11 protein-coding genes are annotated in these 11,293 nt (G+C 69.6%); 2 read left to right on the top strand and 9 right to left on the bottom strand.

Going from position 1 to position 11,293, the window contains the following annotated elements:
• Window positions 1-201 precede the first annotated feature (201 nt).
• Both ACI6GS_RS04450 and ACI6GS_RS04445 read right to left on the bottom strand, forming a co-directional pair.
• Window positions 202-1,395: an acyl-CoA dehydrogenase family protein gene (locus ACI6GS_RS04450; protein WP_439816574.1), complete on the bottom strand. Its 1,194-nt coding sequence runs from the start codon at window positions 1,393-1,395 to the stop codon at window positions 202-204.
• Between the two features lie 2 nt (window positions 1,396-1,397).
• A complete protein-coding gene (locus ACI6GS_RS04445; RefSeq protein ID WP_439816573.1) occupies window positions 1,398-1,850 on the bottom strand; it encodes a MaoC family dehydratase in 453 nt (150 codons plus the stop codon).
• 157 nt (window positions 1,851-2,007) lie between these two features.
• Between ACI6GS_RS04445 and ACI6GS_RS04440 the strand changes: the two genes are divergently transcribed.
• The gene (locus ACI6GS_RS04440) at window positions 2,008-2,397 is read left to right on the top strand and encodes a DUF2946 family protein (RefSeq protein ID WP_439816572.1); all 390 of its coding nucleotides are present in this window, start codon (window positions 2,008-2,010) and stop codon (window positions 2,395-2,397) included.
• 80 nt (window positions 2,398-2,477) lie between these two features.
• The gene (locus ACI6GS_RS04435) at window positions 2,478-4,583 is read left to right on the top strand and encodes a TonB-dependent receptor family protein (RefSeq protein WP_439816571.1); all 2,106 of its coding nucleotides are present in this window, start codon (window positions 2,478-2,480) and stop codon (window positions 4,581-4,583) included.
• A gap of 130 nt (window positions 4,584-4,713) precedes the next feature.
• Here the strand turns inward: ACI6GS_RS04435 and ACI6GS_RS04430 are convergent, their stop codons facing one another.
• From ACI6GS_RS04430 to ACI6GS_RS04400, 7 genes are all read right to left on the bottom strand, one after another.
• Window positions 4,714-5,331, bottom strand: a complete 618-nt coding sequence (locus ACI6GS_RS04430; protein WP_439816570.1) for a glutathione S-transferase family protein — start codon at window positions 5,329-5,331, stop codon at window positions 4,714-4,716.
• A gap of 75 nt (window positions 5,332-5,406) precedes the next feature.
• Complete coding sequence (locus ACI6GS_RS04425) at window positions 5,407-5,748, bottom strand: cupin domain-containing protein (protein WP_439816569.1); 342 nt, start codon at window positions 5,746-5,748, stop codon at window positions 5,407-5,409.
• Between the two features lie 44 nt (window positions 5,749-5,792).
• Window positions 5,793-6,596 carry an alpha/beta hydrolase gene (locus ACI6GS_RS04420; protein ID WP_439816568.1) on the bottom strand — a complete coding sequence of 268 codons (804 nt, stop codon included), beginning with the start codon at window positions 6,594-6,596 and terminating at the stop codon, window positions 5,793-5,795.
• The gene (locus tag ACI6GS_RS04415; RefSeq protein ID WP_439816567.1) at window positions 6,593-7,111 is read right to left on the bottom strand and encodes an RNA pyrophosphohydrolase; all 519 of its coding nucleotides are present in this window, start codon (window positions 7,109-7,111) and stop codon (window positions 6,593-6,595) included. The genes ACI6GS_RS04420 and ACI6GS_RS04415 overlap by 4 nt, the downstream gene beginning before the upstream one ends.
• A 2-nt stretch (window positions 7,112-7,113) precedes the next feature.
• Complete coding sequence (locus tag ACI6GS_RS04410; RefSeq protein ID WP_439816566.1) at window positions 7,114-8,514, bottom strand: divergent polysaccharide deacetylase family protein; 1,401 nt, start codon at window positions 8,512-8,514, stop codon at window positions 7,114-7,116.
• Window positions 8,515-8,583: 69 nt separating this feature from the next.
• On the bottom strand, window positions 8,584-9,894 hold the full coding sequence (locus tag ACI6GS_RS04405; protein WP_439816565.1) for a S41 family peptidase: 1,311 nt from the start codon (window positions 9,892-9,894) through the stop codon (window positions 8,584-8,586).
• The gene (locus tag ACI6GS_RS04400) at window positions 9,894-11,168 is read right to left on the bottom strand and encodes a murein hydrolase activator EnvC family protein (RefSeq protein WP_439816564.1); all 1,275 of its coding nucleotides are present in this window, start codon (window positions 11,166-11,168) and stop codon (window positions 9,894-9,896) included. Before ACI6GS_RS04400 ends, ACI6GS_RS04405 begins: the two co-directional genes overlap by 1 nt.
• Window positions 11,169-11,293: the final 125 nt, after the last annotated feature.

Genomic DNA, 11,293 nt, shown 5'->3' with positions numbered 1-11,293 from the left:
CTCCCCTGATCGTGCCGGATCGTAGGCGGAGGCGCGCCCGTCGAGCAACGGGCAGGCGGCGACGCTGCGCCAGCATCCTTCGAGACGGCCTTCGGCCTCCTCAGGATGACGCCTGTTGGGGAGAAGCCGAACAAACCAACGGCGTCATGCTGAGGAGCCCCGGAGGGGCGTCTCGAAGCATCCGGTGCAACGTTCACGCATTCAGTACGACTTGGGCAGGTCGAGGACCTTTTCGGCGACGAAGGAGAGGATCAGCTGCTCCGTGATGGGCGCGATGCGGGTGATGAGGACTTCTCGGAGCAGGCGCTCCACATGGTATTCCTTGGCATAGCCATAGCCGCCATGGGTCATCACCGCCTGGAGGCAGGCATCGTGGCCGGCGCGCGCGCCCAGGAACTTGGCGCTGTTGGCCTCCGCCCCGCAGGGGTAGCCCGAGTCATAGAGCTGGGCCGCGCGCGTCGCCATCAGGTGGGCGGATTCCAGGTACATCCAGCGTTCCGCCAACGGGTGCTGGATCGCCTGGTTCTGGCCGATGGGGCGGCCGAACACCACCCGCTCCCGCGCGTACTGGATCGCCCGGCGCAGCGCGTCCTGGCCGATGCCGATCGCCTCCATCGCGATCAGGATGCGCTCCGGGTTGAGGCTGTCGAGGATGTAGGAGAAGCCGCGCCCCTCCTCGCCCACGCGGTCCTCTTCGGGCACGAACAGGCCGTCGATGAACACGGCGTTCGAATCGACCGCCTTGCGCCCCATCTTGGGGATGCGCCGCACCTCCACCTTGGTCCGGTCAAGGTCGGTGTAGAAGATGGTGATGCCGTCGGTCGACTTGCGCGCATCCTCAAGCCGCGTCGTCCGCGTCAGCAGCATGATCTTGTTGGCAACCTGCGCGGTCGAGGTCCAGACCTTCTGCCCAGTCACGACATAGCCGCCCGGCACCTTCTGCGCGAAGGTCTTGATCGCGGTGGAATTGAGGCCGGCATCGGGCTCGGTGAAGCCGAAGCAGCAGCGATCCTCCCCTGCGATCAGGCGGGGCAGCCAGCGCGCCTTCTGCGCCTCCGTCCCGTGGATGACGATGGGGTGCGGGCCGAACAGGTTGACGTGCACGCTGGACGCCGCGGCCATGCCGCCGCCATGGCTGGCGACCTCGTGCATCATCACGGCGGCCTCGGCCACGCCAAGGCCAGCGCCGCCATAGGCCTCCGGCATGGTGATGCCCAGCCAGCCGCCTTCCGCCATGGCCTGGTGGAAGGCGTGGGGGAACTCGCCATCCTCATCGCGCGCAAGCCAGTAGTCGTCGCCGAAGCGGGTGACGGTGGCGCGGACGCCTTCGCGGATCGCGGCCAGATGCTCGGATTCGCCGGTCGGGCCAGTCTGGGATTGAGTCTGCGCAGCCATGGTCAGGCGGGACGCTTCATCATCAGGGCGTTGCGGCGGCAGATCGCCACCACCTCGTCCCGCTGGTTCAGGCAGCGATGCTCGAACGTGACGATGCCCTGTGTCGGGCGGGAGGCACTCGCGCGTGCTGCGACGACGACCGTCTCGGCCCGCAGCGTGTCGCCGGCAAAGACGGGCTTGGGGAAGGTCACGCTGTCAAAGCCCAGATTGCCGATCGTGGTGCCCAGCGTCGTGTCCTGCACCGTCAGGCCGACCAGCAGGCCAAGCGTGAACAGGCTGTTCATCAAGGGTTTGCCAAATTCCGTCGTCGCCGCATAGGCGTGGTCGATGTGCAGCTGCGCCGGGTTGTAGGTCATGGCCGAGAACCAGATGTTGTCGGCATCCGTGACCGTGCGCCGGATCTCGTGCACGAAGTGACGGCCCACCTCCAGCTCCTCGAAGTATTGTCCTGCCATCGGCCCCTCCCGCCTTGTCGTTGGGCGAACGGTAGGATGCGGATGGCGCGCGGTGCAAGGCGGCGGCGCGACCGCTGACCGCAGCTGGCGGGACATGTTGCGGCTGGCCAGGGCGTGCGGCCCCCGCTAAACCCGGACCATGGGGGCTGGACGGACGATGGCACGCCGATGGGCGGCGCAGGTTGCGCTGCTGTTCGTCGTTCTGCGCATCCTGGTACCGCCGGGCTTCATGCCGGACCTGGCGGCGTTGCAGGACGGCCGGCTTCAGGTCGTGCTCTGTAGCGCCGACGGCGCGCGCACGTTGACCCTTGCCGCCGACGGCTCGGTGATCCCGGACGAGGGCGACCACCCGGTCGAGGCGGGTGCACTGCACTGCCCATTCGGCCTGGCGGGGGCGGTCGACGTCATCCTGCCCGCGCTGCCGGTGCTGCAGCTCGTCCATCCGCGGGCGCAGGTGCGTGCCGCCGCCGGCCATGTCCTTGTCCTGCGGCCGCCGGTACGCGGCCCCCCGCTGGGCGCTCGCGCGCCGCCGCACCTCCTCGTCTGACGCCAGCCATCCAGCGCCCTGCGCGGGACGCCGTCCCGTGCGTGGCGCGCCCTGCTGCCTTGTCGCACGAGAGATCTCCCATGTTCCGTTTGCCTGCTGCCGTGGCGCACGCCACCGCCTGCCTTGCCCCGATGCTTCTTGCCACCACCTGCCTGACCGGCGTCGCGCTGGCCCAGTCGGGTGAGCCGACTCCCGCCGCCGACGCCACGCTGCAATTGCCGCCCCTGACGGTGGAGGCGCCATTCGGCTCAATCACCACACCCTCCACAGAGGCGGCGGAGGACCAGGCGCGCCAGATCCCGGGCGCCGTGCACGTGATCCCTGACAGCGTCTATCGCAACACCCAGGCGACGACGCTGAAGGACATCCTGGACTACACGCCCGGCGTCTTCGCCCAGCCCAAGTGGGGCGAGGATACGCGCCTGTCGATCCGCGGCTCGGGCCTGTCGCGCAATTTCCACCTGCGCGGGATCGAGCTGTTCCAGGACGGCATCCCGTTCAATACGTCCGACGGCAGCGCCGACTTTCAGGAGATCGACCCCACCGCCTATCGCTATGTCGAGGTGTTGAAGGGCGCCAATGGCTTGCGCTTTGGCGGGCGGACGCTGGGGGGTGTCGTCAACCTGGTCACGCCAAGCGGCTACGATGCGCGCCTGTTCGACGGGCGCCTGGACTATGGCAGCTTTGATTTCCGCCGGGCACAGGCCAGCACCGGTGGCGTGTGGGGCCAGTTCGACGGTTACATCACCGGCTCGTGGCAGGCGACCGACGGCTTTCGCGATCATTCCGAGGCCGAATCGCAGCGCGTGGCCGGCAATTTCGGCTATCGCTTCAGCGACGCTGTCGAAACCCGCATCTATTTTGGCAGCGCCGACATCGAGCAGGAAATCCCGGGGGCGGTGACCCGTTCAAGCGCGTTGGAAAACCCCAAGGATGCGGCCACGGGCAATGTCCGCCAGCATTACCAGCGCAACATCCAATCCTGGCGCCTGGCGAGCAAGACCACGATCGACCTGGATACGCTGCGCCTGGAGTTTGGCGGCTTTGCCGTCGAGAAGGAGCTACAGCACCCCATCTTTCAATACCTGGATTACACCTATCACGACTATGGCGGCTTCGGGCGGGTGACGCACGAGGACACGCTGTTCGGACGTGACAACCGCTTCATCCTGGGCGTCAACGTCCATGGCGGGTGGATCGACAATGAGCAGTACGTGAACCTGCCCGGCGCTATCAAGGGGGCGCTGCTGTCTGCCTCGACCGACCGGTCGTGGGACGTCACCGTCTATGCCGAGAATGCGCTGGAGATTGTGCCGGGCGTGACCGCGATCCTGGGCCTGCAATACCTCTATGCCGACCGATCACGGCGCGACCTGATCCCCGGTGGCCCGGACACCACGGGGTTCCTGGACTATCAGTTGCTGAACCCCAAGGCAGGCGTGATCTGGCAGGTACGGCCCGAGTGGCAGGTCTTTGCCAATGTCTCGTCCAGCGCCGAGCCGCCAACCTTTGGCGAACTGAACTTCACCAATCTGGCGTTGGCCGATACGGACGCGCAGCGGGCGCTGACGGTGGAGATTGGCACACGGGGAGAGGTGACCGACCTGCGCTGGGAGGTGGCGGCCTATCGCGCCATGATCGAGGACGAATTCCTGTTCTTCGACCTGGGCGGCGGGAATTTCGCCGTGACCAATGCCGATGAGACGATCCACCAGGGCCTGGAGATCGGCGGCAGCTGGACCTTCTGGCGCGGCCTGCTGCTGCCGGGTGAGGGCGGTGATGATCTCAGCCTCAACCTCGCCTATACCTTCAGCGACTTCTATTTCGACGATGACGTCACCTGGGCCGACAACGAATTGCCCGGTGCCCCGCGCCACTACATCCGGGCAGAGGTCGTCTACCACCATCCGTCCGGGTTCTATTTCGGCCCGAACCTGGAATGGGTGCCGGAGGCGTACTACGTCGACAACGCCAACACCGTGTCGACCAGCCCCTATGGCCTGCTGGGTTTCAAGGCGGGTTTCGACGACGGGGGGCCCATCTCGGTCTACCTGGATGCCCGCAACGTGACCGACCAGACGTACATTGCCAGCGCCAGCACGACCGGCATCGCCAATGCGAACTCCGCCCTGTTCGAGCCGGGCACCGGCCGCGCCATTTTTGCCGGCCTGCGCCTGCGCTGGTAGGTAAGGGAGTGGAGCGTTTCGAGGATATCCCACTCATCCCCGCGAAAGCGGGGATCCAGGGGCCCCAAGCGCAGATCCATGTTGCTCTGGATCCCCGCTTTCGCGGGGATGAGCGGTCAGGTGTGCACCTTCACGCCGCCGTGGCGGCGCGGGGGCGGATGCGTTCGACCAGGGCGTGCAGGTTCCTGGCCGCGGGCGGCACATGGCTGCCGCCCGCCGGCGCGCCGAAGGTCATGAAGCAGTAGAGGATGATGTCGGCCAGCGAATAGCGGTCGCCGCAGACATACGTCTTGCCTGCCAGCTGGCCGTCCAGCCACAGCACGCGGTCCTCGACCAGGGCGAAAAGCTCCTGCGCCGCCTCGACCGAGAGCAGCTTGATCTTGTCCTTGTAGAACTCGCGCGCGCCGGTGGCACGGAAGGCGCGGGAGCGGCCCTCGATGATGTTGAGGTCGATGCGGCGGCACCACATGCGCGTCTCGGCCCGCTCGCCTGGGGTGGCACCGATCAGGGCGGGGGTCGGGTGCAGTTCCTCAAGATACTCGCAGATCGCCGTGATCTCGCAGATCACCTGGCCGTCGTCCGTCTCGAACGCCGGGGTCTGCATCATCGGGTTGAGCGTCGCATAGGGTGGCTGGCGATGGGCCGCACCCATCACGTCGACCTCCTCCAGCGGCAGGGCGATGCCCTTCTCGGCCGCGAACATGCGCACGACGTGCGGATTGGGGCCCAGCGAATTGTAGAGCTTCATGGTTCCTCCCCCGTGCTGCCTGTTGTCGGCAGCGGTCGGGGGAGGATAACGCATCGCGCGCGATGAATCCCGCGTTCAGGCCGCGGCGGTGGCGCGCGGCTGGTGGATGACGAAGAACTTGCGCACCGGCTGGACCGTCTCCCACGTCCCCTTGAAGCCGGCGGGGATGATGAAGCCGTCGCCCGCCTTGTACGTCTCGGTATGGCCGGAGGCGTCGGAGAGGCGGACCTCCCCCTCCAGGATCATGCAGAATTCGTCCTCGGTATAGGCGACGGAGGAGCGGCCGGGCTCAGATGACCAGAAGCCCGCGCTGAAGGCGCCGGTCGGATCGTCGTACCAGGTGCGGGTGGTGGTCGGGTTGCCCGCCTCTGGCCGGGCATTGGCGTCGAAGCGGATCGAGCGGACGAACTGGGACATCAAGACCTCCCTCTGCCTGCCGGATCATGGCACGGCAAAAGAGCTCAGACCACGACGCGCGTCAGCATCCAGCGGTGCACGTCCTCGGCAATCTCGTCATAGCCCGGCTCGCCCAGCAGCCAGTGGCTGTTGTCCGGGTATTCCTGGAAGTCGGCGGCGTTGCGGAAGCGCTGGGCGATGCGGCGCACCGTGCGGGTGGTGTTGATGCGGTCGCGCCCGCCCGCAATGGCCAGGACGGGCGCGCTGATGCGGCCGGGATCGACGAAGGCGGCGCGCGACATGTCCAGCGCCCAGTACATGATCTCGAAAATCGCCTGCCCCGATTCGGGGACGAAGCGGCTGAACACCGCCTTCTGCTGGTCGCGCGGCAGGCGGTCCAGCGAATGTTCGGCGGCGATGCGAAACATCGGCTGGACCGGCTGGTGCCAGAAGGCGCCCGCCGCCAGCATGCCGAAGGCCGACGCCACCTCGAACTCGGTCGAGGGGATCATGCCCCACGAGGGCGAAGGTGCCAGCAGGACCAGGCCCGCGACGCCCACCCGCATCGCCGCCAGCTGCGCGACCAGGCCGCCCATGGAGTGCCCGATGAGGATAGGCGGCCGGTCCAGGCGGTGGACGAGTTGCGCCACGTCGTCGGCATAGTCGCGCAGCGACGTGCGGCCCAGGCCGGGAGGGGAGGGCGCCTTCTGCGGCACGTCGTGATAGCGCAAGGTCGGCGCGGCGCAGCGCCAGCCGCGTGCGCGCAGGTGATCGGCAAAGCCGTCGAAGGCCCAGCCCCCGCAGAAGGCGCCGTGGATCAGCAGGACCGGGGGGCGCGTCTCCCGGTCCCAGCCGCCGTCTGCGCTCAACGCCGCTGCTCCGGTGCGCCCTTGGCCAGCAGGGGCCGGAATTCCTCCACCACCTGGCGGTAGATGTCGCGCTTGAAGGGCACGATCACGTCGACCAGCGCGTCCATCGGCACCCATTTCCAGGCATTGAACTCAGGATGCCGGGTGGCGATGTCGATATCGCGGTCGGTGCCCTCGAAGCGCAGCGCGAACCATTTCTGGCGCTGGCCGCGGAAGCGTCCGCCCCAGACGCGCGGGACCAGGGCCGGCGGCAGGTCATAGCTGATCCACGAGCGGCTTTCGGCGATGATGCGGGCCTTGGCCGTGCCGATCTCCTCCTCCAGCTCGCGCAGGGCAGCTTCGGCCGGTTCCTCGCCCTCGTCGATACCGCCCTGCGGCATCTGCCAGGCCTCCGCCGCGGTGTCGATGCGCCGGGCGACGAAGACGTGGTCGGTCGCGGAGAGCAGCATCAGGCCGACGCCGGGGCGGTAGGGCAGGCTGTCGATGTCGCGGTCTACGGGGTTGCGCTTGGGCATGGTCAGTCGATCTTCTGCTGGTTGGCCAGGGCCGAGACCGGGACCAGGGCGATGCCCCGGCGCTCCAGGTCATTGGCCCAGACGGCGATCCGCTCCAGCGACACGGGATAGTCGCTGGCAAGGCCGATGGCCAGCCCCGCGCTCTTGGCCTGGCGCTCCAGTTCGGCCAGGCGGGCGTCGATCGCGCTGCGCGAGGTGCGCAGGTCGATCACCGTGTCGACCAGGACGCGCGGCACCTGCGCTTCCGCCGCCAGGCTGGCGGCGACGCTGCCGGGCGTGGCGCGGCTGTCGACCAGCAGCAGGCCCCGGGCCTTGAGCACGTCGACGATGGGGGCCATCGCCTTTTCCTCGCCCAGGATGCGCGAGCCCATCATCGGCACGATGCCGACATAGCCGACGGCGCGCGCCAGCGACCATTCCAGGCGCTGGGTGTTGGTGGCGGCACTGTTGCGCACCAGCAGGGTCTGCGGCCCGGGATCGTTGGTGGGATAGTCGGCCGGTTCCATCGGCACCTGGATCAGCACCTCGTGCCCCGCGGCACGGGCGGCGGCCACCCCGTCCATCAGGCCCCGGGCATAGGGCGAATAGGCCAGCGTCACGTCGGCGGGCAGGTTGCGCACCGCCTGGTTGGTCGTCGACTGCTTCAGGCCCAGGCCAGAGACGATGATGGCGACACGCGGCGTGCCGGGGGCTGCCTTTGGCGCGCGGGCATAGGTGTGCCAGGCGGCGCGGCCATCGGGCGCCACGATGGGCAGGGGCCCCTCCGGACCGTCCTGGACCAGAGCGGGATCGGGCGCCGGGACCATGGTGGCGGGCGGTGCCGGAAGGCCGCCGGCCGGCGCATGGGCCGCCGTCTCGCCATGGGCATCGGCGGCGCCATGAGCGTCCGCCGCGCCATGCGCGTCGGGCGGCGGAGCCTCGCCATGCGGTGCATCAGCGGGTGGCGCCTCTCCGTGCGGCGTCTGCCCATGAGGTGCTTCGCCATGAGGAGCTTCCCCATGGGGCGCTTCTCCATGGAACGCTTCTCCATGGGGCGCTTCTCCATGGGACGATTCTCCGGCCGGGGCGGCCGCACCATGGTCGGCCGTGGCGGGTGCGTCGTGCCCCTCGGCCGGGGTGCCATGGTCGGGCGGCGGCGCGGCGGGCGCCAGGGGCAGCGGTTCCGGTGCCGTGGGGGCAGCACCTTCCAGCGGCGGCAGGGTGACGACGGCGACCGGCGCGCGGTTGGGCTCGGCACTCAACGCCAGCCAGATGATGAGGGCGCCGAACACGGCAAGGACGCCCAGGCTGGCCAGGACCAGCGGGCTGAGGCCCCGGCGCTCGCCGCCCAGGGCGTCTCGCCGCGCGGCATCGGCCTGCGCCCGCCGCCGCGCGGCGCTATTGGCCGCGGGTCGTCGGGCCATCGGCGTCCCTTCCCCCCTGGGCGCCCGCGGGGCGGCGTCCCCGGGGGCGTTGGCTCGGGCGCATCGCCCTCAGTTCGAGGTGGTGCCGGTGACGTTGACCCCGCGCAGCAGGTCCAGCGCATAGGCCAGTTGCCGGTCCTTGGCCTGGTCCTCGGGAATGTCCTCGGCCGCCAGGGGCACCGACTGCTCCTCGCCCTCGCCCTCGCCCCGCAGGTGGTTGGGCAGGCTGGCTTCGCTGCGCACCATGCTGGGGGCGGTGGTCTCGGCCTCCGCCTCGGTCTGGCGCACGTCGATGTCGGCGTCGATGCCCTTGGCCTGGATCGAGCGGCCGGCCGGGGTGTAGTAGCGCGCGGTGGTCAGGCGCAGGGCCCCCTGGCCCTGGATCGGGATGATCGTCTGGACCGAACCCTTGCCGAACGAGCGGGTGCCCAGGATCGTCGCCCGGCGATGATCCTGCAGCGCGCCGGCCACGATCTCGGACGCCGATGCCGAGCCGCCATTGATCAGGACGATGACGGGCTTGCCCGGCAGCAGTTCGCCGCGCTGCGCGGAATAGCGGGTGGTGTCCTCGGCATGGCGGCCGCGGGTGGAGACGATCTCCCCCTGGTCCAGGAACGCATCGGACACGGCCACCGCCTGGTCCAGCAGGCCGCCCGGATTGTTGCGCAGGTCGAGCACCAGCCCCTGCAGCTTGTCCGCGCCGATCTCCTTGCTCAGCCGATCGAGCGACTGTTCGAGGTTGGATTCGGTCTGCTCGTTGAACGAGGTGATGCGGACATAGGCCACGTCACCCTCGCGACGGGCGCGGACCGAGCGGATGCGGATCACGGCGCGGTTCAGGCTGACGTCGAAGGGCTGTTCCACGCCCGGCCGGGCCAGGGTCAGCACGATCTTGGAATCGACGGGGCCGCGCATCTTGTCGACGGCTTCCGACAGGGTCATGCCCATGACCTGGGTCCCGTCCAGCGCCACGATGAAGTCGCCCGTCTTGATCCCGGCGCGGGCGGCGGGCGTGTCGTCGATGGGGGTGACGACCTTGACCAGGCCGTTCTCCATCGTGACCTCGATCCCCAGGCCACCGAACTCGCCCCGGGTCTGGACCTGCATGTCGCCGTAGTTCTTGGCGTTCATGTAGCTGGAATGCGGGTCAAGCGACGACAGCATGCCGTTGATCGCCGCCTCGATCATCTTGTTGTCGGGCACCTCCTCGACGTAGTCGGAGCGCACGCGCTCGAACACGTCGCCGAACAGGTTCAGCTGGCGATAGGTTTCGGAGCTGGCCGCGACGGCACTGGCCGGCATCAGGGCCGCGGGAACAAGCACTGAAGGCGCCAGCAGGGCAATCGCGCCGGCCAGCTTCACCACGTTACGCATGCGCATCAGCCGCTAACCTTCCCTTGAGAACGCGACAACCAGGGCAGGGGGTCGATCGCTTCACCCCCCTGGCGCAGTTCGACATAGAGCGTAGGGGCCGTGTCGCTGTCGGCGCCCATCGTACCCACCGGCTCACCCGCGACCACATGCTGGCCGACGGCACCGTCAATCTGGTCCATGCCCGCAAGCAGGGAATGATAGCCATCGCCATGAGAGACGATCAAGAGTTGGCCATAGCCGCGGAACGGGCCGGCAAAGACCACCTCGCCGTCCCAGGGTACCACGACCTGGGCCCGCGGCCTGGTGCGATAGCGCAAACCCTTGGACGCCAGCGTTTCGGGCGCGGCATCGCCGAAGCGGGCGATGAGCGTTCCCTGGACCGGGCGCACCAGGCGGCCGCGGGCGGTGTCGAAGGGCGGCGCCGCCGGCCCTGCCGGCACGGCCGTGGGTTGCGCCGCGGGGGCCGGCGCCGGACTGCCCAGGCGGGCGGCCAGGCGCGCTGCCTCGCTCTCGCGCCGGCTGTCCGCCTCGGCCTGGGCCTGGATCTCGGCGGCGGCCTGCGCGGCACGGGCGGCGCGCTGCCGCTCCGCCCCGCGCAGCAGGGTCTGGACGTCGTCGGCCTGGCGCGCCAGGCGGGCCAGCCGGGCATCGCCCTCGGCCAGGGCGGCAGCACTGCTCGCCCCCTCGGCCTGCTTGCCCTCGACCAGGCGCGCAAGCTGGGCCCGCTCCTGGGCCAGGCGGTCCAGCGCCGCGGCCCGGTCGCTGCGCCGCTGTTCCATCTCGCCGCGCAGCCGACCAAGGGCCGCCATCTCGCTCACCAGGGCGGTCGCCTCCTGGCGCAGGGCCGGCACGACAGCGCCCAGCAGCAGGGCGCTGCGCATGATGTCGACCGGGGGTTGGGGGCGCAGCAGGAGTTCGCCCGGCGGCTCCAGGCTCAGGCGCTGCAGGGCGGCCAGCGCCGCCGCCAGGTCGGCATGGCGCGCCGCCAGGATCGAGGCCTTGACCGCTTCGCCCTCCGCCAGCTCGCGCAGGCGCTCCTCGATCGCCAGGACGGCCGCCTCCTGCGCCTGCACGGCAGAGGCCGCCTCCACCAGGCGGGCCCGCAGGGCGGCTTCCTCCACCGCCAGGCGGGCGCGCTCTTGGCCCAGGGCCAGACGCGCGGCGCGCGCCTCCGCGATCTCCTGCTCCAGGCGGACCAGCCGCTCGCGCGGGCTCTCCGCCGCGGCGGGCACCGCAGCCAGGAGGAGGGCCAGGAACAGCAAGGCGCGCGTGCGGGTCACGGGTGGCGGGCCGCCCTCGAATCGGAACCGGCGACGGGTGTCGCCCGGTGAACAGTCTAGGGGAACGATCAAGGCGGCGCGAAGGCGGCGGGATGGGCGACGCCCTTGCCGCCCGGACCGGACGC

Origin of the sequence: Zavarzinia sp. CC-PAN008, assembly GCF_051903925.1 — a bacterium.
Taxonomy (GTDB): Bacteria; Pseudomonadota; Alphaproteobacteria; order Zavarziniales; family Zavarziniaceae.
Note: the sequence above shows the minus strand (reverse complement) of the source record. Positions and strands in the feature narration are given on the sequence as shown.

Coding starts and splice junctions, on each gene's coding strand:
- ACI6GS_RS04445 (WP_439816573.1), bottom strand. CDS start 1,850: ATGGCAGGACAATACTTCGAGGAGCTGGAGGTGGGCCGTCACTTCGTG.
- ACI6GS_RS04440 (WP_439816572.1), top strand. CDS start 2,008: ATGGCACGCCGATGGGCGGCGCAGGTTGCGCTGCTGTTCGTCGTTCTG.
- ACI6GS_RS04450 (WP_439816574.1), bottom strand. CDS start 1,395: ATGGCTGCGCAGACTCAATCCCAGACTGGCCCGACCGGCGAATCCGAG.
- ACI6GS_RS04410 (WP_439816566.1), bottom strand. CDS start 8,514: ATGGCCCGACGACCCGCGGCCAATAGCGCCGCGCGGCGGCGGGCGCAG.
- ACI6GS_RS04415 (WP_439816567.1), bottom strand. CDS start 7,111: ATGCCCAAGCGCAACCCCGTAGACCGCGACATCGACAGCCTGCCCTAC.
- ACI6GS_RS04435 (WP_439816571.1), top strand. CDS start 2,478: ATGTTCCGTTTGCCTGCTGCCGTGGCGCACGCCACCGCCTGCCTTGCC.
- ACI6GS_RS04430 (WP_439816570.1), bottom strand. CDS start 5,331: ATGAAGCTCTACAATTCGCTGGGCCCCAATCCGCACGTCGTGCGCATG.
- ACI6GS_RS04405 (WP_439816565.1), bottom strand. CDS start 9,894: ATGCGCATGCGTAACGTGGTGAAGCTGGCCGGCGCGATTGCCCTGCTG.
- ACI6GS_RS04425 (WP_439816569.1), bottom strand. CDS start 5,748: ATGTCCCAGTTCGTCCGCTCGATCCGCTTCGACGCCAATGCCCGGCCA.